17 protein-coding genes are annotated in these 20,397 nt (G+C 65.8%); 12 read left to right on the top strand and 5 right to left on the bottom strand.

From position 1 onward, the window contains the following. The first annotated feature begins 16 nt into the window (after positions 1-16). From uvrC to ppc, 12 genes are all read left to right on the top strand, one after another. Positions 17-2,011 (top strand): excinuclease ABC subunit UvrC, encoded by a 1,995-nt coding sequence (gene uvrC / locus AAHH99_RS21770; protein ID WP_418770553.1) that lies wholly within the window; start codon positions 17-19, stop codon positions 2,009-2,011. A gap of 11 nt (positions 2,012-2,022) precedes the next feature. After that, on the top strand, positions 2,023-2,922 hold the full coding sequence (rapZ, locus tag AAHH99_RS21765; RefSeq protein WP_418770736.1) for an RNase adapter RapZ: 900 nt from the start codon (positions 2,023-2,025) through the stop codon (positions 2,920-2,922). Next, a complete protein-coding gene (gene yvcK, locus AAHH99_RS21760; RefSeq protein WP_418770552.1) occupies positions 2,919-3,956 on the top strand; it encodes a uridine diphosphate-N-acetylglucosamine-binding protein YvcK in 1,038 nt (345 codons plus the stop codon). The genes rapZ and yvcK overlap by 4 nt, the downstream gene beginning before the upstream one ends. Beyond that, positions 3,953-4,930 carry a DNA-binding protein WhiA gene (whiA, locus tag AAHH99_RS21755; protein WP_094286752.1) on the top strand — a complete coding sequence of 326 codons (978 nt, stop codon included), beginning with the start codon at positions 3,953-3,955 and terminating at the stop codon, positions 4,928-4,930. The genes yvcK and whiA overlap by 4 nt, the downstream gene beginning before the upstream one ends. 42 nt (positions 4,931-4,972) lie before the next feature. After that, positions 4,973-7,648 (top strand): ATP-binding protein, encoded by a 2,676-nt coding sequence (locus tag AAHH99_RS21750; protein WP_418770551.1) that lies wholly within the window; start codon positions 4,973-4,975, stop codon positions 7,646-7,648. Positions 7,649-7,653: 5 nt separating this feature from the next. Next, the gene (locus AAHH99_RS21745; protein ID WP_418770550.1) at positions 7,654-7,926 is read left to right on the top strand and encodes a hypothetical protein; all 273 of its coding nucleotides are present in this window, start codon (positions 7,654-7,656) and stop codon (positions 7,924-7,926) included. Positions 7,927-7,930: 4 nt separating this feature from the next. Further along, the gene (locus tag AAHH99_RS21740) at positions 7,931-8,641 is read left to right on the top strand and encodes an ABC transporter substrate-binding protein (protein WP_418770549.1); all 711 of its coding nucleotides are present in this window, start codon (positions 7,931-7,933) and stop codon (positions 8,639-8,641) included. A gap of 78 nt (positions 8,642-8,719) precedes the next feature. Continuing rightward, on the top strand, positions 8,720-9,739 hold the full coding sequence (gene gap, locus AAHH99_RS21735; RefSeq protein ID WP_064426638.1) for a type I glyceraldehyde-3-phosphate dehydrogenase: 1,020 nt from the start codon (positions 8,720-8,722) through the stop codon (positions 9,737-9,739). 4 nt (positions 9,740-9,743) lie between these two features. Then, complete coding sequence (locus AAHH99_RS21730) at positions 9,744-10,979, top strand: phosphoglycerate kinase (RefSeq protein ID WP_418770548.1); 1,236 nt, start codon at positions 9,744-9,746, stop codon at positions 10,977-10,979. A 14-nt stretch (positions 10,980-10,993) separates the two neighbouring features. Next, positions 10,994-11,779: a triose-phosphate isomerase gene (tpiA, locus tag AAHH99_RS21725; RefSeq protein WP_418770547.1), complete on the top strand. Its 786-nt coding sequence runs from the start codon at positions 10,994-10,996 to the stop codon at positions 11,777-11,779. 46 nt (positions 11,780-11,825) lie between these two features. Next, entirely contained in the window at positions 11,826-12,059 is a 234-nt protein-coding gene (gene secG, locus AAHH99_RS21720; protein ID WP_066842301.1) for a preprotein translocase subunit SecG, read from the top strand. A gap of 51 nt (positions 12,060-12,110) precedes the next feature. After that, the gene (gene ppc, locus AAHH99_RS21715; RefSeq protein ID WP_418770546.1) at positions 12,111-14,909 is read left to right on the top strand and encodes a phosphoenolpyruvate carboxylase; all 2,799 of its coding nucleotides are present in this window, start codon (positions 12,111-12,113) and stop codon (positions 14,907-14,909) included. Positions 14,910-14,918: 9 nt separating this feature from the next. Here ppc and AAHH99_RS21710 read toward each other — a convergent pair whose 3' ends face one another. From AAHH99_RS21710 to tal, 5 genes are all read right to left on the bottom strand, one after another. Further along, complete coding sequence (locus tag AAHH99_RS21710; RefSeq protein ID WP_418770544.1) at positions 14,919-15,290, bottom strand: ATPase; 372 nt, start codon at positions 15,288-15,290, stop codon at positions 14,919-14,921. 813 nt (positions 15,291-16,103) lie between these two features. Then, positions 16,104-16,841, bottom strand: a complete 738-nt coding sequence (gene pgl, locus AAHH99_RS21705; protein ID WP_418770543.1) for a 6-phosphogluconolactonase — start codon at positions 16,839-16,841, stop codon at positions 16,104-16,106. Beyond that, the gene (gene opcA / locus AAHH99_RS21700) at positions 16,838-17,749 is read right to left on the bottom strand and encodes a glucose-6-phosphate dehydrogenase assembly protein OpcA (RefSeq protein WP_418770542.1); all 912 of its coding nucleotides are present in this window, start codon (positions 17,747-17,749) and stop codon (positions 16,838-16,840) included. The genes pgl and opcA overlap by 4 nt, the downstream gene beginning before the upstream one ends. Continuing rightward, positions 17,746-19,272 (bottom strand): glucose-6-phosphate dehydrogenase, encoded by a 1,527-nt coding sequence (gene zwf / locus AAHH99_RS21695; protein WP_418770541.1) that lies wholly within the window; start codon positions 19,270-19,272, stop codon positions 17,746-17,748. Before zwf ends, opcA begins: the two co-directional genes overlap by 4 nt. Then, positions 19,269-20,387 carry a transaldolase gene (gene tal, locus AAHH99_RS21690; RefSeq protein ID WP_418770540.1) on the bottom strand — a complete coding sequence of 373 codons (1,119 nt, stop codon included), beginning with the start codon at positions 20,385-20,387 and terminating at the stop codon, positions 19,269-19,271. Before tal ends, zwf begins: the two co-directional genes overlap by 4 nt. Between the last annotated feature and the right edge of the window lie 10 nt (positions 20,388-20,397).

Here is a 20,397-nt window from a genome sequence, read left to right as displayed (position 1 = left end):
CAGTAACCTGGATTGCGTGCCTGATCCTTCGACATACCGACCCGCCCCAGGGTCGATTCCCGTCGAACCGGGCGTCTACCGATTCCGCGACCCGCACGGCAGGGTGATCTACGTCGGCAAGGCGAAGAGTCTGCGCAGCCGACTGAACTCCTACTTCGCCGACGTCGCGAGCCTGGCGCCGCGCACACGTCAGATGGTGATGGCCGCGGGCAGCGTCGAGTGGACGGTGGTCAACACCGAAGTCGAGGCGCTGCAGCTCGAATACAACTGGATCAAGGAGTTCGACCCGCGATTTAACATCAGGTATCGAGACGACAAGTCGTACCCGGTGCTCGCGGTCACGCTCAACGAGGAGTATCCGCGGCTGATGGTGTACCGCGGGGCCCGGCGCAAGGGCGTCCGGTACTTCGGACCCTATTCGCACGCGTGGGCGATCCGCGAAACCCTCGACCTGCTGACGCGGGTGTTCCCGGCGCGCACATGCTCTAACGGAGTATTCAAGCGCCACAGGCAAATCGATCGGCCCTGCCTGCTCGGCTATATCGACAAGTGTTCGGCTCCCTGTATCGGTCGGGTGAGCGCCGATGAGCACCGCCAGATCGTTGTCGATTTCTGCGACTTTCTCGCCGGTAAGACCGATCGGTTGGGCCGCGACCTCGAACACCAGATGAACGAGGCCGCCGAGGAACTGGATTTCGAGAGGGCCGCGCGCCTGCGCGACGACATCGGCGCTCTGAAACGGGCGCTGGAGAAACAGGCGGTGGTGTTCGGCGACGGCACCGATGCCGACGTGGTGGCATTCGCCGACGACGAACTCGAAGCGGCCGTGCAGGTTTTCCATGTCCGCGGCGGCCGGGTGCGTGGCCAGCGCGGTTGGATCGTGGAAAAGTCCGGTGAGCCGGGAGAATCGAGCCAGGAACGTCTGGTGGAGCAGTTCCTGACGCAGTTCTACGGCGATCAGGCCGAATTGGGCGGCGCCAGTGACAGCGGCGGGGACGAGGCGACCAATCCCGTGCCGCGTCAGGTGCTGGTTCCGTGTCTGCCGAGCAACTCCGACGAATTGGCGGCCTGGCTCAGCCAGTTGCGCGGCTCTCGGGTGTCGTTGCGCGTGCCGCAGCGCGGAGACAAGCGCGCGCTCGCCGAGACGGTCCGCCGCAACGCCCAGGATGCGCTCGCCCAGCACAAGCTCAGGCGTGCCGGTGACTTCACCGCGAGAACCGCTGCGCTGCAGAGTATCCAGGACGCGCTGGGGCTGGCTGAGGCGCCGTTGCGCATCGAGTGCGTCGACATCAGCCACGTGCAGGGCACCGATGTGGTGGCCTCGCTGGTGGTCTTCGAGGACGGCTTACCGCGCAAGTCCGATTACCGGCACTATGCAATCCGAGAGGCCGCGGGCGACGGCCGTTCCGACGATGTCGCCTCCATCGCCGAGGTGACAAGGCGCCGGTTCCACCGTCACCTGCACGACACCCAGCATCCGACAGAGCTTGCACCGGAAGGAAAGTCACGCAGGTTCGCCTACCCACCCAACCTGTTCGTCGTCGATGGCGGTGCGCCACAGGTCAACGCCGCACAAACGGTGCTCGACGAGCTGGGTATCACCGACGTCGCGGTGATCGGCTTGGCCAAGCGTCTGGAGGAGGTGTGGGTTCCGTCGGAGCCCGATCCGCTGATCATGCCGCGCAACAGTGAAGGGCTGTACCTGCTGCAGCGTGTACGCGACGAGGCGCACCGGTTCGCGGTCGCCTATCACCGCAGCAAGCGTTCCAAGCGGATGACCGCGTCGGCGCTTGACTCGGTTCGAGGACTCGGTGAGCATCGCCGGAAAGCACTGGTCACCCACTTCGGATCGGTGGCCCGACTGAAGGAGGCGTCGATCGAGGAGATCACCGCGGTACCCGGCATTGGCGTCGCCACCGCCCGTTCCGTGCTCGACGCGCTTGGCGTACCGCCCGAAAGCGACGCGCCCGAGTCGGCGGTCGACGATGATCAGAGCAAGGTATCGGGATGACGGACCAGGGAATGCACGAGGATCTTCGCGACGAGGCCAGCGCCGACTCCGGCATCGACGTGGTTCTGGTCACCGGCCTCTCGGGCGCGGGTAGGGGTACCGCGGCCAAGGTGCTCGAGGACCTGGGATGGTACGTCGCCGACAACCTTCCGCCGGAGCTGATCGCGCAGATGGTCGAGTTGGGGCTGGCGGCCGGCTCACGGATCACCCAGCTGGCGGTGGTGATGGACGTGCGCTCACGGGGGTTCACCGGAGACCTGGACTGGGTGCGCAACGAGCTCGCGACCCGCAACATCGCGCCGCGAGTGTTGTTCCTGGACGCTTCGGACGAGAGCCTGGTGCGCCGCTACGAACAGAACCGCCGAAGTCACCCACTACAGGGCAATCAGACTCTGGCAGAAGGCATTGCGGCCGAGCGTTCGCTGTTGGCCTCCGTGCGCGCGTCGGCCGATCTGGTGATCGACACCTCGACGCTTTCGGTGCCCGCGCTGCGTGAGAGCATCGAACGCGCCTTCGGGGGCGAAACCGTCGCCCACACGAACGTCACGGTCGAGTCCTTCGGCTACAAGTACGGGTTGCCGATGGATGCCGACACCGTGATGGACGTCCGGTTCCTGCCGAACCCGCACTGGGTGGACGATCTGCGCCCGCACAGCGGCCAGCATCCCGCGGTCCGCGACTACGTTCTCGGGCAACCGGGTGCAGGCGACTTCCTGGAGACCTATCATCGGCTGCTCGACGTAGTCATCGACGGATACCGTCGCGAGGGGAAGCGATATATGACCGTCGCCATCGGATGCACCGGCGGCAAACATCGAAGCGTGGCGATCGCCGAGGCACTGGCGGCGCGACTGCAGGGCGGTGATGACCTGACGGTGCGGGTGTTGCACCGGGATCTGGGTCGCGAATGACTTCATCTGATTCGCGGCTCGCCGCGGTGCGGATCGTTGCACTCGGTGGTGGGCACGGGCTCTATGCGACCCTGTCGGCGGCGCGCAGGCTGACGCCGCATGTGACGGCCATCGTCACGGTCGCCGACGACGGCGGCTCGTCGGGTCGACTGCGCAACGAGCTGGATGTCGTTCCCCCGGGTGATCTTCGAATGGCGTTGGCGGCGTTGGCCTCTGACAGTCCGCATGGCCGGCTGTGGGCGACGATCATTCAGCACCGGTTCGGTGGCAGTGGGGCGCTGGCCGGGCATCCGATCGGCAACCTGCTGCTCGCGGGCCTCAGCGAGGTCTTGGCCGACCCGATCGCCGCGCTCGACGAACTGGGCCGCATCCTGGGCGTGAAGGGTCGCGTGCTTCCGATGTGCCCGATGGGGCTCGGCATCGAGGCCGACGTCGCGGGTCTGGAGTCCGACCCCCGCATGAGCCGGGTGATTCGCGGTCAGGTGGCGATCGCCACGACCGTGGGCAAAGTCCGTCGCGTGCGGCTGTTGCCGGGGGATCCGCCCGCCACTCGGCAGGCCGTGGACGCGATCATGGCGGCGGACCTGGTGGTGCTGGGCCCCGGCTCGTGGTTCACGAGCGTGATCCCGCATGTGCTGGTTCCCGAGCTCGCGGCGGCGCTGCAGGCGACCGCGGCGCGCCGGGCGCTGGTGCTCAACCTGGTGGCCGAACCGGGGGAGACGGCGGGCTTTTCCGTGGAGCGACACATTCACGTGCTCGCGCAGCATGCGCCCGACTTCACCGTGCACGACATCATCGTCGACGCGAGTCGGGTGCCCAGCGAGCGCGAGCGCGACCAACTGCGTCGGACCGCGAACATCCTTCGTGCTCAAGTTCAGTTTGCTGACGTGTCCAGACCTGGTACACCTTTACATGACCCGGCGCGCTTGGCCGCGGCATTGGAGAGTGTGCGTCTTCGCGGCGCCGCCGCTCCGGCGCCGGCAGTGCCCACGTCGACAGCGAATGAACCGAGAGGTGACGACCCGTGGCGATGACAGCCGAGGTCAAGGATGAGTTGAGTCGGCTGATCGTCAATTCGGTCAGTGCTCGGCGCGCCGAGGTGGCCTCCCTGCTGCGGTTCGCCGGCGGATTGCACATCGTTTCGGGCCGCGTGGTCGTCGAGGCGGAGGTCGATCTCGGCATCATCGCCCGGCGGCTGCGCAAGGACATCTACGACCTGTACGGCTATAACGCCACGGTGCACGTCGTGTCGGCCAGCGGCATCCGCAAGAGCACCCGGTACGTGGTCCGGGTGGCCAAGGACGGCGAGGCGTTGGCCAGGCAGACCGGTCTGCTCGACCTGCGGGGCCGCCCCGTGCGCGGGCTGCCGGCTCAAGTGGTCGGCGGCAGCGTGGCCGATGCCGAAGCAGCCTGGCGCGGAGCATTTCTGGCACACGGATCGCTCACCGAACCGGGACGCTCGTCGGCGTTGGAAGTCAGCTGCCCGGGTCCTGAGGCGGCGCTGGCACTCGTCGGCGCCGCCCGCAGGTTGGGGGTGAGCGCGAAAGCGCGCGAGGTTCGCGGCACCGACCGGGTGGTGGTGCGCGACGGCGAGGCGATCGGTGCGCTGCTGACCCGGATGGGCGCGCAGGACACCCGGCTGACATGGGAAGAGCGCAGGATGCGGCGCGAGGTGCGGGCCACCGCCAACCGGCTGGCCAACTTCGACGACGCCAACCTGCGGCGCTCGGCACGGGCGGCGGTCGCCGCGGCCGCGCGCGTGGAACGGGCGCTGGAGATCCTCGGCGACACGGTGCCCGACCATCTCGCCGCCGCGGGCAAGCTGCGCGTCGAGCACCGGCAGGCGTCGCTGGAGGAGTTGGGCCGGCTCGCCGATCCGCCGATGACGAAGGACGCTGTGGCGGGCCGCATTCGGCGGTTGCTGTCCATGGCCGATCGCAAGGCCAAGCAGGACGGCATTCCCGACACTGAGTCGGCTGTCACGCCGGACCTGCTCGAGGACGCCTAGCGCCGACCGGCCACTTGTGACACGCATTTCGGCGAAAAGCGTATGACAAGCGGCCTCTCGGCCGACACTTCATTTGTGCCCGCGGGCGTCCCGCCCACCGGCGTCGTGACATTCCTGTTCACCGACATCGAGGGTTCGACTCGTCGGTGGGAGTCCGACGCGGATGCCATGCGGGTCGCACTTGCTTGCCATGACAAGGTGTTGCGCGCGGCGATCGAGGCGCACGACGGATTCGTGTTCAGCCACAGCGGCGATGGTCTCGCCGCTGCGTTCGCGTCTCCGAGCGCCGCCGTCGACGCAGCCATCGCCGCCCAGCGCGAGTTGGAGCTCCCCGTGCGTATGGGAATCGCGACCGGTGAGGCCGAACTGCGTGACGGTGACTACTTCGGAACGGTGCTCAACCGCGCAGCTCGCGTCATGGCGGCCGGGCATGGTCGCCAGATCCTGGTGGCCGAGTCGACGGCGGTTCTGCTCGACGGTGTCGAACTGCTGAACCTGGGGCCGAAGCGCTTACGTGACGTGACGCGCCCGATCACGATCTTTCAGCTGCGAACCCAAGGCCTTCCATGTGACTTCCCGCCATTACGCAGCCTGGACGCTGACCGGGGAAATTTCCGACCTGTGGGAAGAAGGTTGGTTGGGCGAGATGACGAAGTGGCCCGGATCGCGGCGGTGTTGCGCACCAATCGATTCGTCACATTGACCGGTGTCGGTGGAGTGGGCAAGACGCGTCTGGCGCTTGAGGTCGCTGGTTGTTTGACCAACGATTTCACCGACGGGGTCTGGGTTTTCGAGCTCGCGTCTGTGGCCGACGCAGGTGCCGTGGCTGATTCGGTTGCCGCGATCCTAGGCATCGCTCAACAACCCGGGATGAGCATGTGTGATTCGGTCGCGGCTGTCTTGGAGAACCGGAAGCGGCTGTTGGTCTTCGATAACTGCGAACACGTGTTGGACGCGACCGCAGGACTTGTCGAGGCCATCCTCGCGAAGTCCTCGACCGTGAGCATCCTCGCCACGAGCAGAGAGGGCTTGGGCGTCGCCGAAGAACAGATCTGGCCGGTCCGCTCACTCTCTGACGATGCCGCGGCGGAGCTGTTCGTGGAGCGGGCCGGCAGCATTGCTCCTGGCGCTGCCGTCCACGAAATGGATGCGGTCACCGACATATGTCGTCGCCTCGACGGCATTCCGCTGGCGATCGAACTCGCTGCGTCTCGGGTTTCGGTGATGACGCTGACCGATATTCGTGACCGACTCGACAAGAGGTTCAACCTCCTCGTCGGGTCACGGCGAAGCTTGGAAAGACACCAGACACTTCGTCACGCGGTGCAATGGTCATACGACCTCTTGAGCGCCGAAGAGAAGAGACTGCTAGAGCGGTGTTCGGTGTTCGCCGGTGGGTTCGACATCCACAGCGCCTGCGCCGTGGCCGGGCCGGAATACGACGAGTTCGCGGTCGTGGATCTTCTCGAGTCTTTGGTCCGCAAGTCGCTGCTCACGGTGGACCGATCCGAGCAGACGGCTCGGTTCTCCATGCTCGAGACCGTTCGTCAATTCGCAGAGGAACAGCTTGCCTCTTGCGGTGCGGCAGAGGAGGTTCGAAACGCCCACGCCCGCTACTTCGCGCAACTCGAGAACACGATGCTGTCCTTATGGGACAGCCCTGAGCAACGCTACGCGTATCGCTGGTTGGCGTTGGAGCTGGCGAACTTGCGCACAGCCTTCCGCTGGGCGGCCGATTCAGGCGACATTGACGTTGCCGCCACGATCGCAACGTATGCGGGGCTTCTCGGCATAGGGGTCGAGAGTTACGAACCGATGACCTGGGCCGAAGAGATGATCGAGCTTGCCGTCGCTGTAAACCATCCCCGGCTGTCGAGTTTGTATGTGGTCGCAGCGGTGTGCTGGATGGCCGGCAGGTTGGAAAACGCGCTTCGATATGCCGAAGCAGGCGCCGCCGTAGTGGCGCGCAACGAGAATGCGCCGCCGTACGGAATGGAGGGTTGGCTGGGAGCGGCCTACCTTCCGGCCGGCGAGCCTCGGCGGTGGGCCGAACTATGTCACGCTCAACTCGAACGGCGCGGCGATAACCACGTGTACATCCGTGGCTGCCGGGTGTTCGGCCTTTCGTTCGGGGGACTTGTCGACGAAGCGATCGAAGCGGCGAAAGGATTGGTCGAAGCGGGGGCGGCAACTCGAAACCCTTATATGCACACGTTCGCAATCGCCGCAAGTACGTTCCCACTCCACGCGAAAGGGTCAGACGCCGGCTTGGAGGACTGCCGCGAAGGTTTGGCGATGGCCCTGGATAGCGGAAATCGTTTCAACGCCTCGATTCTCGCTCTGGGGATGGCCAGGTTTGAGGCACTTGAGGCGGTCACCCCAGAGGCACTCGAGCACTTGACGTTAGTCCTACGCAATTACCACGACTCCGGCAACGTCGGCAGCATTCGCAGCCCACTCGCCGTACTGAGTACGTTCCTTTACCGCGTGGGTCTGTACGAATCGGCAGCGATTATCAGCGGGTTTTCAATGAGTCCTCTGGCTCAAGCGGTACTGCCGGAGTTCAGCACCTCCATAGCCCACCTCCGGACGGTGCTCGGTGACACCACCTACGAATCACTGGCCTCCAGAGGGGAGTCGATGTCGATGGCTGCCGTCGCGGAGTACGCCTATGGCGAAATCGACCATGCGCGAGCTGAACTCGACCGACCGTCATGAGGCGCATGACAAATTTGTGTTCAGCCATAGCGGTGATGGACTCGGGCTGCCTTCGCGTCGTCGAGGCTGCTGTCGACGCCCAGCGCCGATTCGAGCTACCGGTGCGCATGGGCATCACGACTGGTGAGACCAAGGTTCGCGACGGGGACTACTTCGGCACGGTCCTCAACCGGGTGATGGCGGCCGGGCCCGGCTGTCACATCCTCGTGGCCGAACTCGCGACCTACGCGTTCGAACAGATCGATCAGGCCCGCGCGCTGCTGCAGCAACTACGGTGAACCCATGGAGACGCTGAGAGTCGGTGTGGCGATGCCAGACCCGCCCTTCAACGGGATGTCCGACGACGGTGGGCTCGACATCGACCTGTTGCGAGCGCTCAGCGAGAAGATCGACGCGACAGTCGAATTCGTGCCCTACGACGGAACCGACTTCGACGGCATCTTCGATGCACTGGGGTCGAAGTACGACTGCGTCGCCGCCGGGACCACCGTCACACCGGACCGGGGGAGAAGGGCGACGTTCCTACCTCCGTACCTGATCTCCGGTCAGGCGCTGGCCGTCGACACTCGCCGGCTGCCGCGTGTCACGTCCGTCGACGATCTCGAAGGCCTGACCATCGGCGTTCAGCGGGGCAACACCAGCCGGCCGATTGCCGAGCGACTCGTCGCTGATGGCAAGGCCGGTGCCGTCCGCGTCTATGAGTACACCGCGATTCGCGACGCGTTGAGCGACCTTTCGACGGGTGGCTGTGATGCCGTCATGAAGCTTGCGCCGGTGCTGACCGAACTGGTCAAGCCGGTCCCTGGCGTCGAGGTCGTCCAGCGCGACATCACGGTCGAGGACATTGCGATTGCCGTTCCGCACGGTGACCAGGTGCTTCTCGGTCGGCTGACAGTCGCGCAAGCCGAGTTGGAGGCCGACGGCACGCTGCAACGGATCCGCCGTAAATGGCTCGGCAACCCCTACGCCGACCAGCGCCTGACCGCGCACTGACCAGGTGACGCGTGGCCGCTATCACACGACTAGGCTGACGGCCGAGCACTACACGTTGAGGCGATCAAGGGAGAAACAGTGACCATCCGGGTAGGCGTGAACGGCTTCGGCCGCATCGGACGCAACTTCTTCCGCGCGCTGGACGCGCAGAAGCACGAAGGCAGGAACTCCGACATCGAGATCGTCGCTGTCAACGACCTCACCGACAACGAGACGCTCGCGCACCTGCTGAAGTTCGATTCGATCCTGGGCCGGCTGCCCGAAGACGTAGAGGTCGACGGCGAGGACATCATCATCGGCGGGCACAAGATGAAGGGACTGTCGATCAAGGAGGGCCCGTCGGCCCTCCCGTGGGGCGATCTCGGGGTCGACGTGGTAGTCGAGTCCACCGGTATCTTCACCGACGCTGCAAAGGCCAAGGGCCACCTGGACGCCGGCGCCAAGAAGGTCATCATCTCCGCACCGGCCAAGGGCGAGGACCTGACGGTCGTGCTCGGCGTCAACGACGACAAGTACGACGGCAGCCAGAACATCATCTCCAACGCCTCGTGCACCACGAACTGCTTGGGCCCGTTGGCCAAGGTCCTCAACGACGAGTTCGGCATCGTCAAGGGCCTGATGACGACCATTCACGCCTACACCCAGGACCAGAACCTGCAGGACGGCCCGCACAAAGATCTGCGTCGCGCCCGCGCCGCCGCGGTCAACATCGTGCCGACCTCCACCGGCGCCGCCAAGGCCATCGGCCTGGTGCTGCCGGAGCTGAAGGGCAAGCTCGACGGGTACGCGCTGCGGGTGCCGATCCCCACCGGTTCGGTCACCGACCTGACCGCGGAGCTGTCCAAGTCGGCCACCGTCGACGAGATCAACGCCGCGTTCAAGGCCGCCGCCGACGGACCACTCAAGGGCATCCTCAAGTACTACGACGCACCAATCGTGTCCAGCGACATCGTCACCGACCCGCACAGCTCGCTGTTCGACTCCGGGCTGACCAAGGTGATCGACAACCAGGCCAAGGTGGTGTCCTGGTACGACAACGAGTGGGGCTACGCCAACCGGTGCGTGGACCTCGTCGCACTTGTCGGCAAGTCGCTGTAACGCCGTGGCCTCGTCTTCCATCAAGACTCTGGAAGACCTTCTCGGTGAAGGTGTTTCGGATCGGGGAGTGCTCGTTCGGTCGGACCTCAACGTCCCGCTCGACGATGACGGCAACATCACCGACCCGGGTCGCATCACCGCGTCGGTGCCCACGCTGAGGGCGCTCTCCGATGCCGGCGCCAAGGTGATCGTCACCGCGCATCTCGGTCGACCCAAGGGCGGACCCGACCCGAAGCTGTCACTGGCTCCGGTCGCCAAGGCGTTGGGCGAGCAACTCGGCCGTCACGTGCAACTGGCCGGTGACGTCGTGGGCACCGACGCACTGGCCCGTGCCGAAGGCTTGACCGACGGCGACATCCTGCTGCTGGAGAACATCCGTTTCGACCCCCGCGAGACCAGCAAAGACGACGGCGAACGGATGGCGTTGGCCCGGCAGCTCGCCGATCTCGTCAGCGGCGCAGACGGTTCGCCGGGGGCTTTTGTCTCCGACGGCTTCGGGGTGGTGCACCGCAAGCAGGCGTCGGTGTACGACGTCGCGACGCTGCTGCCGCACTACGCGGGCACGCTGGTGGCCGCGGAGGTCAAGGTGCTCGAGCAGCTGACCACCTCCACCGACCGGCCCTACGCCGTGGTGCTCGGCGGGTCGAAGGTCTCCGACAAGCTGGCGGTCATCGAGTCGTTGGCGGAGAAGGCCGACAGTCTGATCATCGGCGGCGGCATGTGCTTCACATTCCTTGCCTCACAAGGTGTTTCGGTGGGTAACTCGCTTCTGGAAGAAGCCATGATCGACACGTGCCGCAAGCTGCTCGATACCTATGCCGACGTCATCCACGTGCCGGTCGACATCGTGGTGGCTGACAAGTTCGCCGCTGATGCGACGGCCGAAATCGTCGCCGCGGACAAGATCCCAGCCGACAAGATGGGCCTGGACATCGGTCCCGGCTCGGTCGAGCGGTTTACCACGCTGCTGTCGAACGCCAAGACCGTCTTCTGGAACGGGCCGATGGGAGTCTTCGAGTTTCCGGCGTTCGCCGCGGGCACAAAGGGGGTCGCCGAGGCGATCATCGCAGCTACCGGTAAGGGCGGGTTCAGCGTCGTCGGCGGCGGCGATTCGGCTGCCGCGGTCCGTCAGCTCGGCCTGGACGAAGAGGGCTTCTCCCACATTTCGACCGGGGGCGGAGCCTCTCTGGAATACCTTGAAGGCAAGAAACTGCCCGGCATCGCCGTTTTAGAAGAGTGAGAGGTCCTGGAATCGTGAGCCGAAAGCCGCTGATCGCCGGCAACTGGAAGATGAACCTCAACCACTTCGAAGCGATCGCGCTGGTGCAGAAGATTGCGTTCGCGTTGCCGGCGAAGTACTTCGACAAGGTCGACGTGACGGTGATCCCGCCGTTCACCGACCTGCGTAGCGTGCAGACCCTGGTCGACGGCGACAAGCTGATGCTCACCTACGGCGCGCAGGATCTCTCGGAGCACGACTCCGGCGCCTACACCGGCGACATCAGCGGCGCGTTCCTGGCCAAGCTGGGATGCACCTTCGTCGTCGTCGGGCACTCCGAGCGGCGCACGTACCACCTTGAGGACGACGCCGTCGTGGCGGCGAAGGCGGCGGCCGCCTTCCGGCACGGGCTGGTGCCGATCATCTGCATCGGTGAGCAACTCGAAGTCCGCGAGGCGGGCAACCACGTCGAGCACAATGTCGAGTCGTTGCGCGGGTCGCTGGCGGGCCTCTCGAACGAACAGATCGGCCAGGCCGTGATCGCCTACGAGCCGGTGTGGGCCATCGGCACCGGTCGGGTGGCCAGCGCCGCCGACGCCCAGGAGGTCTGCAAAGCGATCCGCGACGAGCTGGGCAAGTTGGCGACGCCGCAGCTGGCGGCCGGTGTGCGGGTGCTCTACGGCGGGTCGGTGAACGCGAAGAACGTCGGCGACATCGTCGCGCAGGAGGATATCGACGGCGCTCTGGTCGGGGGCGCCTCGCTCGACGGCGAGCAGTTCGCCACCCTGTCGGCCATCGCGGCCGGCGGCCCCCTGCCCTGACCGTCCGATTGGTGAGCATCGTCGTCGATTAGGTAGTCTTGCGCCCATGGAATTGGCCCTGCAGATCACCCTGGTCGTGACCAGCCTCCTGGTCGTGCTCCTGGTGCTGCTGCATCGCGCCAAGGGCGGCGGTCTGTCCACGCTCTTCGGCGGCGGTGTCCAGTCCAGCCTGTCGGGGTCGACGGTGGTGGAAAAGAACCTGGATCGGCTGACGCTGTTCGTCACCGGCATCTGGCTTGTCTCGATCGTCGGCGTCGCGCTGTTGATCAAGTACAGCTGATTCCCAGCACCTCGCCGTGCGGGCCGACTGTGGCCCGTCGATACTTGAGTCATGGCTGAAATCGCCGGGCTCGAACCTATAGGCGCGGTCAGGCGGACCAAGGTGGGGCGTGACGCCACCGAGCCGATGCGCGAGGACATCCGCCTTCTCGGCGCGATACTCGGCGACACCGTGCGCGAGCAGAACGGCGACGAGGTGTTCGACCTCGTCGAGCGCGCCCGTGTCGAGTCGTTCCGTGTGCGCCGCTCCGAGATCGACCGCGCGGAACTGGCGGGAATGTTCGACGGCATCGACATCCGTCGGGCGATCCCGGTGATCCGTGCCTTCACCCACTTCGCTCTGTTGGCCAACGTCGCCGAGGACATTCACCGAGAACGTCGTCGGGCGATCCACGTCGAAGCGGGCGAGCCGCCGCAGAACAGCAGCCTTGCCGCCACCTACGCCAAACTCGACGCCGTCGACCTCGATGCCGGCACCGTCGCCGAAGCCCTCGCCGGGGCGATGGTGTCGCCGGTGATCACTGCGCATCCGACCGAGACCAGGCGCCGCACGATCTTCGACACCCAACACCGCATCACCGAGCTGATGCGCTTACGCCTGCACGGGCGCAGCGATGCCGACGGTCGCCACATCGAGCTCGAATTGCGCCGCCACATCCTGACCTTGTGGCAGACCGCGCTGGTTCGGTTGTCGCGCTTGAAGATCCAGGACGAGATCGAGACAGGCCTGCGGTACTACCCGGCCGCGTTCTTCGACGTCATACCGCAGGTGAACGCCGACGTCCGCACTGAACTGCAGGCCCGTTGGCCCGACACCGCGCTGCTCGACGAGCCGATCGTGCGTCCCGGTTCGTGGATCGGCGGGGACCGGGATGGCAACCCGAATGTCACCGCCGACGTCGTCCGGCGCGCGACCGGCAGAGCCGCCTACACCGCGATGGACCACTACTTCACGGAGATCACCGCGCTCGAGGAAGAGCTGTCGATGTCGGCGCGTCTGGTCAGGATCAGCGAGGAACTCGAAGCGCTGGCCGCCCGGTGCGAGGAGCCCGCGCGGGCCGACGAGCCCTACCGGCGCGCGCTGCGGGTCATCCACTCCCGGTTGACGTCGACTGCGAAAGAGAACCTCGACGAGCAGCCCGAGCACGAACTCGATCTGGGACTCGAGCGTTACGCGTCGCCCGCCGAGTTGCTCGCCGACTTGGACGTGGTCGACGGGTCGCTGCGGAGCAACGGTAGCGCGGTGCTGGCCGAGGACCGACTGGCCAGGTTGCGGGAGGCGGTGCGCACGTTCGGGTTTCACCTGTGCGGCCTCGACATGCGGCAGAACTCCGACGTCCATGAGGAGGTCGTCGCCGAGCTGCTGGCGTGGGCGGGTGTGCACCAGGACTACGGCTCGCTGAGCGAGGAGGACCGGGTAGAGCTGCTCGCAGGTGAGCTGTCGACCCGTCGCCCGTTGGTCAAAGCCGGCGCGGAACTGTCCGAGCTGGCCCGCAAGGAACTCGACATCGTCGCGGCGGCCGCGCGGGCGGTGCGGATCTTCGGGACGCGGGCGATTCCGAACTACATCATCTCGATGTGCGAGTCCGTGTCGGACATGTTGGAGGCGGCGATCCTGCTCAAAGAGGTCGGGTTGCTCGACGTCTCGGGGGAGAGGCCGTACGCCCCCGTCGGCATCGTGCCGTTGTTCGAGACCATCGACGACCTGCAGCGTGGCTCGTCGATTCTTGAAGCGGCGCTGGATCTTCCGGTGTACCGGTCGATCGTGTCGGCGCGCAGCGAGAGTCAGGAGGTGATGCTCGGCTACTCGGACTCCAACAAGGACGGCGGTTACCTCGCGGCCAACTGGGCACTGTACCGGGCGGAGCTCGACCTGGTGGAGTCGGCGCGCAAGACCGGAATTCGGCTGCGCCTCTTTCACGGTCGCGGAGGCACGGTGGGTCGAGGCGGCGGGCCGAGCTACGACGCCATCTTGGCCCAGCCGCCGGGAGCGGTGAACGGATCGCTGCGCCTCACCGAGCAGGGCGAGGTCATCGCGGCGAAATACGCCGAACCACAAGCGGCGTACCGCAATCTCGAGACCCTCCTGGCGGCCACGTTGGAGGCCACGCTGCTCGACGTGGAAGGTCTCGGCGACGAGGCAGGCCCGGCCTACGAGGTCCTCGACGACCTGGCCGCACGGGCTCAGCGCGCATACGCCGAATTGGTGCACGAGACACCGGGTTTCGTAGACTATTTCAAGGCGTCGACCCCGGTGAGCGAGATCGGCGCGCTCAACATCGGTAGCCGGCCATCGTCGCGCAAGCCGACGACTTCGATCTCGGACTTGCGCGCCATCCCGTGGGTGCTGGCGTGGAGCCAGTCGCGGGTCATGCTGCCCGGCTGGTACGGCACGGGCACGGCTTTCGAGGAGTGGATCGCCGAGGGGCCGCAGTCGGAGGAGGACCGCGTCGAGGTGCTCCGGGACCTGTACCGGCGGTGGCCGTTCTTCCGTACCGTGCTGTCGAACATGGCGCAGGTCATGGCCAAATCGGACCTGGGGTTGGCGGCCCGCTACTCCGAGCTGGTCGACGACGAGGAGTTGCGGCGGCGGGTGTTCGACAAGATCGTCGCGGAGCACGAGCGCACGATCCGGATGCACAAGCTCATCACCGGCCAGGACGACCTGTTAGCGGACAATCCGGCGCTGGCCCGTTCGGTGTTCAACCGCTTCCCGTACCTGGAACCGCTGAACCATCTCCAGGTCGAATTGTTGCGCCGCTACCGATCCGGAGACGACGACGAACTCGTCCAGCGCGGCATCCTGCTGACGATGAGCGGGTTGGCAAGTGCACTGCGCAACAGCGGTTAGCCGGCAGAACTACAGACCTGCGGAGCGGCGCATCTTGTTCACGGCTCCCCGCACCACCTGCTCAGTCGCGGCGAGCGGTGAGATCACCGATTCACCGAGGCCGACGATGCGTTCCACCCGCCCGACGATGCCCTCCATGCGGTCGACGACGGCGTTCAGGCGTGGGGCCAGCTGATTGATCTGGTTGATCGTCTCGTTGAACCGCTCCAGGGTGGCGTCGAGGTTGGCGGTGGAGCTGTTGAGGTCCTCGAGCGTCTCGCTCAGCCCCTCCAGGATGGTGTCGACCTGCTCGACGGTGACGTCGGCGTTCAGCGCCGCCTGGGCGAGCTTCCTGATGCGTTCTGGTCCTGTGCGAACCGGTCGACCACCCTTGTCTGCCATGACGGCCATTATGACGGCAGCAGGGGAACCGCTGGGCGTAACCCGTCGTCTGAACAGATGTGAGCCAAAACGAAACGGCGTCTCGGCACTGCATGGTGGATCCGCGAAACGTCATTGTCGGATCGGACACCGTGACCGCAGGGGCCGAATACGAGGCGGGATTCCGCGACGGACGAAAGGACGATCGCACGACGTTGCCCAGCTGGAATTCTGGGGCGGAGAAAATACGCCGAAGACTCAACAGACACCCGGAGTAAGCGCACACTTTTACATACCACCCGCAACACGGGTCCATTGTTCGAGGCAGCGCGTCGTGAACACCAGGGGGTGAGGTCTCATGACCAGCACCGTCATCGCCTCTTCCGCGGCTCTGCGTCGGCTCGCACGTGCTGCCCTGTTCGCAGCGGCAGTCACCCTCGCCAGCGCGGCATGCCCGGCGGTCGCAACCGCGGAGCCCGTGTGGGACGTCGAAGAGTACGACTACTGCATGAGACAGACGGGAGGGGTGCCGCCGGGAAGCGATCCCATCGCACAGGAAGAGGAGAACGATCGCTACTGCTGCCATCGCTCTGGCGGCGTGTGGAACGGTATTACCTGTGCCGCCCCGCCTGCGGAGGCCGCGGACGCAGGTCAGCCGCCAAGCGGCCCGAGGGTCGGCCTTCCGACCGTGAGGGTGGAGCCACCCATCGTGGCACCGCAGAATCCGCCTTTGGTCGGCCCCACCGTTTCAGTGCTGCCCCCGACTGCACGCTGAGCGCTCTGGTGCCGAAATCCGGACACTGGCGTCCGGCGCTACCCGCACACCTCGAGAAGTCAGAGCTTGCTCGCCGCAGCCTCGTCGAGCAGCCACACCGTCGCCTCGCGACCCACCGCACCCGCCGCAGGCACGTCGTCGGCGTCAGCACCGCCGATCGCCGCTGCAACCGCGTCGGCCTTCCCGTCGCCGGAGACCACCAGCCACACCTCCCGCGACCGGCGAACCGCGGGCAGGGTCAACGTGATTCGCCGCGGTGGAGGCTTGGGGGAGTCGTCCACACCGACCACCAGACGCTCGGTCTCACGTACCGCGGGGGTGTGGGGGAACAGCGAGTTGATGTGCCCCTCGCCACCCATCCCCAGCAGATGCACGTCGAAGTCGGGGGCCGGCTCGCCGCCCTCGGCGTTGGCCGCCAGCACCTGCTCGTAGGCGGCCGCGGCAGAGTCGAGGTCGTCACCGAACTCCGCGCCGCTGGCCGCCATCGGGTGCACGTTCCCGGCCGGGATGCCCACACGATTCAGCAGCGCCTCACGGGCCTGCTTGTAGTTGCGCTCGTCATCGTCTGCCGGCACGAAGCGGTCGTCACCCCAGTAGAGATGAACCTTTGCCCAGTCGATCTCGGTTCCCTTCTCCGCAACGCGCTTCAGTAGCTTGGTACCGGTGCCCCCGCCCGTCAGGACGATGTGCGCCGACCCGCGCTTGTCGATGGCCGCGACGATCGCTGCGACAAGCCGATCACCTGCGGCCGCCACAAGTGTCGCGGTGTCGGGATAACGCTCGATCGTCGCGTTCATGCGTATTGCACCTTGTCGATTCCTCGCAGGGCTTCGTGGTAGATCTCATCGGGGTCGAGTCTGCGTAGATCCTCGGCCAGGCACTCCTTGGCCTCTCTGCGCGCCAACGGGATTCGCGCCTCGGGTCGGCTGGTGCGGCTCAGTGTCGCGGTGACGCCGGTTTGCGGCCGACGCAGGGTGATCGTCTCACCGTCTCGCATCAGCTCCACTTTCAGCTCGCCCACCCGGCGGTGCACCGGACCGTCGATCCGTGCGGCGAGCCAACCCGCCAGCACGTCGAGCGACGGCTCGTCGCGCAGACCCGACACCACCGCCGATGCGATCGGCGCGTGCGGTTCCTGGTCGACGGCCGCAGCCAGCAGGGCCCGCCAGTAGGTGATCCGCGCCCAGCACAGGTCGGTGTCTCCGGCGGTATAGCCGGCCAGTCGACCTTTGATCGCGCCCAACGGATCGGAACACTGCGTCGCGTTGGTGATTCGACGAATCGCCAACCGGCCCAACGGATCCTCGGCGGGCACCGCCGGTCCGCCCGCTGGCCACCACGCCACCACCGGTGTATCCGGCAGAAGGAAAGGAAGGACCACGGCGCTCGCATGATCGGCGAGCTCGCCGTGCAGGCGCAGCGCGACGATCTCCCCGGCGCCGGCATCCCCGCCGACACGCAACTGCGCATCCAGCCGGGCGTCGTCGGCGTTGCGGTCCCCGGGCACCACGATGATCACCCGGCAGGGGTGCTCGCGGCTGGCGAAGTTGGCGGCTTCGATGGACTCCTCCAGCAGCTCATCGGAGTCGAGCGAGACCACCAGGGTGAGCACCCGGCTCAGCGTGATCGCGCCGCCCTCCTCGCGCAGCCCGGTGATCTTCTTGTTGATGTCGTTGGTGTTTGTGTTCGGCAGGTCGACAATCACGGCCGCCTCCATTCCCGGCCCATGCGGTGCAACATCTCGTCGGCCGAGGCCGGACCCCAGGTACCCGATTCGTAGGACTCCGGTTTACCGTGCGCGGCCCAGTAGTCCAGCACGGGGTCGAGGATCTCCCACGACAATTCGACCTCCCTGTTCACCGGGAACAGCGAGGGTTCACCGAGCAGCACGTCGAGGATCAGCCGTTCATAGGCTTCGGGGGAGTCCTCGGCGAACGCCGACCCGTAGGAGAAGTCCATGTTGACGTCGCGGACCTCCATGGCGCTGCCGGGCACCTTGGAGCCGAACCGAATCGTGATGCCCTCGTCGGGCTGGACCCTGATCACCAACGCGTTCTGGCCGAGTTCCTCGGTCATGGTCTTGTCGAAGGGCAGGTGCGGAGCCCGCTTGAAGATCAGCGCGATCTCGGTGACCCTGCGCCCCAACCGTTTTCCGGTGCGCAGGAAGAACGGCACACCGGCCCACCGCCGGGTGTCGACCTCCAGGGCGATGGCCGCGTAGGTCTCGGTTTTCGAATCCTTCGAAAAGCCTTCCTCTTCGAGCAGGCCCACCACTTTCTCGCTGCCCTGCCAGCCCGAGGCGTACTGCCCACGCGCGGTGGTCTCGTTCAGCGGCTGCATCGGCCGCGTGGCCGAGAACACCTTGATCTTCTCGATCTGTAGTTCCTTGGGGCCGAAGCTGACCGGCTCCTCCATGGCGGTCAGAGCCAGCAGTTGCAGGAGGTGATTCTGGATGACGTCGCGCGCGGCACCGACCCCGTCGTAATAGCCTCCGCGCCCGCCGAGCCCGATATCCTCGGCCATCGTGATCTGCACGCTGTCGACGTAGTTGTTGTTCCAGATCGGCTCATACAACTCGTTGGCGAACCGCAACGCGAGGATGTTCTGCACCGTCTCCTTGCCGAGGTAGTGGTCGATGCGGAACACCGACTCCTCGGGGAACACGCTGTTGACGACCGCGTTGAGTTCCTGCGCACTCGCCAGGTCGTGGCCGAACGGCTTCTCGACTACCACCCGGCTCCAGCGACCCTCCTGCGGGTTGGCCAGCCCGGACTTGTGCAGCTGCTCGCATACCTGCTGGAACGCGTTCGGCGGAATGGACAGGTAAAAAACGTGATTGCCGCCCGTTCCGCGTTCGGCATCGAGTTTCTCGAGCGTCTCGGCGAGTCGGCCGAATGCCGCATCGTCGTCGAACGTGCCCTGGACGAACCGGAATCCTTCGGCCAGGCGGTCCCACACCTCCTGCCGGAAGGGCGTGCGAGCGTGCTTCTTCACCGCCTCGTAGACCACTTCACCGAAGTCTTCGTCGGCCCAGTCCCTTCGGGCGAATCCGATCAGCGAAAAGGACGGAGGCAGCAGGCCGCGGTTGGCCAAGTCGTAGATCGCCGGCATCAACTTCTTACGCGACAGGTCACCGGTGACGCCGAAGATGACGATGCCGCAGGGCCCCGCGATCCGAGGCATCCGCTTGTCGCGCTTGTCGCGAAGCGGATTCACCCAGTCCGTCATTTCTTGGCGGCGTTGAGCTGTTCCTGCGTCGCCTCGAGCAACTCGAGCCACGACTTCTCGAATTTCTCCACACCCTCGTCCTCGAGGAGTCGGAACACGTCGGGCAGGTCGATACCGACCGCGGCCAGCTTGTCGAACAGCGCCTGCGATTCGTCGGCCGTGCCGGTCACGGTATCGCCGGTGATCACGCCGTGCTCGGCGACCGCGTCGATCGTCTTCTCCGGCATGGTGTTGACGGTGTTCGGGGCGACCAACTCGGTGACGTACAAGGTGTCCGAGTACTCCGGGTTCTTCACGCCGGTGGAGGCCCACAGCGGACGCTGCACACGGGCACCGTCACCCTTGAGCGCTTCGTAGCGTTTGCCGCCGACGAACACTTCTTCGTATGCGGCGTAGGCGAGTCGCGCGTTGGCGACACCGGCCTTACCCCGCAGATCCAGCGCCTCCTGCGATCCGATCTTCTCCAGGCGCTTGTCGATCTCGGTGTCCACCCGGGACACGAAGAACGAAGCGACCGAATGGATCTTGGACAGATCGTGGCCGGCCTCCTTGGCCTTCTCCAGGCCTTCGAGGTAGGCGTCCATCACGAGCCGGTGGCGTTCCACTGAGAAGATCAGCGTGACGTTGACCGAGATGCCTTCGGCGATCACCGCGGTGATCGCGGGAAGGCCCGCCATGGTGGCGGGGATCTTGATCAGCAGATTCGGCCGGTCGACGGTCTTCCACAGGTCGATCGCCTGCAGGATGGTCTTGTCGGTGTCGTGCGCAACCCTCGGGTCCACCTCGATCGACACCCGACCGTCGACTCCGTCGGAAAGCTCATTCTGCTTGGCCAATACGTCGCAGGCGTTGCGGACATCATCGGTGGTGACCGTGCGAATCGTGGCGTCCACGTCCGCGCCCCGCTCGGCCAGTTCGTTGACCTGATCGTCGTAGGCGTGTCCCTTGGACAGTGCGGACTGGAAGATCGACGGGTTGGTGGTCACCCCGACGACACTCTTGGTGTCGATGAGCTCCTGCAGATTTCCTGTCTGCAGTCGGTCGCGTGACAGATCGTCGAGCCACACCGACACGCCTGCCTCGGATAATGCCGCGAGATTCGGATTCTGAGCCATAGCTGTGCCT

The organism is Mycobacterium neumannii (genome assembly GCF_048452905.1).
Taxonomy (GTDB): Bacteria; Actinomycetota; Actinomycetes; order Mycobacteriales; family Mycobacteriaceae; genus Mycobacterium; species Mycobacterium neumannii_B.
Note: the sequence above shows the minus strand (reverse complement) of the source record. Positions and strands in the feature narration are given on the sequence as shown.

Bases quoted from the DNA above. Each gene is read 5' to 3' on its own strand.
- rapZ (WP_418770736.1), top strand. From the start codon at position 2,023: ATGCACGAGGATCTTCGCGACGAGGCCAGCGCCGACTCCGGCATCGAC.
- yvcK (WP_418770552.1), top strand. From the start codon at position 2,919: ATGACTTCATCTGATTCGCGGCTCGCCGCGGTGCGGATCGTTGCACTC.
- whiA (WP_094286752.1), top strand. From the start codon at position 3,953: ATGACAGCCGAGGTCAAGGATGAGTTGAGTCGGCTGATCGTCAATTCG.
- AAHH99_RS21750 (WP_418770551.1), top strand. From the start codon at position 4,973: ATGACAAGCGGCCTCTCGGCCGACACTTCATTTGTGCCCGCGGGCGTC.
- AAHH99_RS21745 (WP_418770550.1), top strand. From the start codon at position 7,654: ATGACAAATTTGTGTTCAGCCATAGCGGTGATGGACTCGGGCTGCCTT.
- AAHH99_RS21740 (WP_418770549.1), top strand. From the start codon at position 7,931: ATGGAGACGCTGAGAGTCGGTGTGGCGATGCCAGACCCGCCCTTCAAC.
- secG (WP_066842301.1), top strand. From the start codon at position 11,826: ATGGAATTGGCCCTGCAGATCACCCTGGTCGTGACCAGCCTCCTGGTC.
- ppc (WP_418770546.1), top strand. From the start codon at position 12,111: ATGGCTGAAATCGCCGGGCTCGAACCTATAGGCGCGGTCAGGCGGACC.
- AAHH99_RS21710 (WP_418770544.1), bottom strand. From the start codon at position 15,290: ATGGCAGACAAGGGTGGTCGACCGGTTCGCACAGGACCAGAACGCATC.
- pgl (WP_418770543.1), bottom strand. From the start codon at position 16,841: ATGAACGCGACGATCGAGCGTTATCCCGACACCGCGACACTTGTGGCG.
- zwf (WP_418770541.1), bottom strand. From the start codon at position 19,272: ATGACGGACTGGGTGAATCCGCTTCGCGACAAGCGCGACAAGCGGATG.
- tal (WP_418770540.1), bottom strand. From the start codon at position 20,387: ATGGCTCAGAATCCGAATCTCGCGGCATTATCCGAGGCAGGCGTGTCG.